Origin of the sequence: Aphanothece microscopica RSMan92, assembly GCF_046613545.2 — a bacterium.
Lineage (GTDB): Bacteria > Cyanobacteriota > Cyanobacteriia > PCC-6307 > Cyanobiaceae > NIES-981.
Genome location: NZ_JBKKKY020000244.1, coordinates 1 through 856 on the forward strand (window position 1 = coordinate 1; position 856 = coordinate 856).

At 66.7% G+C, this 856-nt stretch carries 1 protein-coding gene; it reads left to right on the forward strand.

Going from position 1 to position 856, the window contains the following annotated elements:
- Window positions 1–826 (forward strand): ion transporter (locus tag ACLD7X_RS17245; protein ID WP_411424919.1); only part of this gene is annotated, 826 nt, incomplete at its 5' end.
- Window positions 827–856: the final 30 nt, after the last annotated feature.

Sequence of the window (856 nt, forward strand, 5' to 3'; positions counted from 1 at the left end):
AGCACACAGCGCCGCGATGAAAGCCCGCCTTGCCGCCCTCCTCGCCCATCCCCGCACCGAAGCCGTCATCACGGCGCTGATCCTGCTCAATGCGGTCACGCTCGGACTGGAAACCATCCCCGCCGCCATGGCGGCCGCAGGGCCGCTGCTTCTGGCCGCAGACCGGACCCTGCTCGCCATTTTCGTGATCGAGCTTGCCGCGCGGCTTTATGTGCAGGGCGGACGCTTCTTCCGGGATGGCTGGAACATCTTCGACTTCACCATCATCGCCATCGCGCTTCTGCCCGCGACCGGGCCTCTGTCGGTGTTGCGGGCGCTGCGCGTTCTGCGGGTGCTGCGGCTCATCACGGTGGTGCCCAGCCTGAAGCGGGTCGTAGGCGCGATGATCGCGGCCCTGCCGGGAATGGGCTCGATCGTGCTCTTGCTGGGGCTGGTGGTCTACGTGTCTGCAGTGATGGCGACCAAGCTGTTCGCTACAGAGTTTCCAGCCCAGTTCGGAGATTTGGGCCGCACCGCCTTCACCCTGTTCCAGCTCATGACGCTCGACGGCTGGTCTGGCGAAGTGGTGCGGCCCGTCATGGCCGAATACCCGCTCGCGTGGGTCTTCTTCGTGCCGTTCATTCTGATTTCCGCCTTCGTGGCGCTGAATCTCTTCATCGGCGTGGTGGTCAACGCCATGCAGGCCGAGGCCGAGCGCGAAGGCGAAACGGCCCGGGACGAAGCAGCCCAGCGCGACGCCGCCCTTGCCGAGGACATCAAGGCGCTGCGGGCCGAGATCGCCGCCCTGAACGCCGCGCTTCGCGCGGGGGCGCCACGTTCGCCGTAAGTTCCGCGCGAATCCGCAGGCGTGATTCGC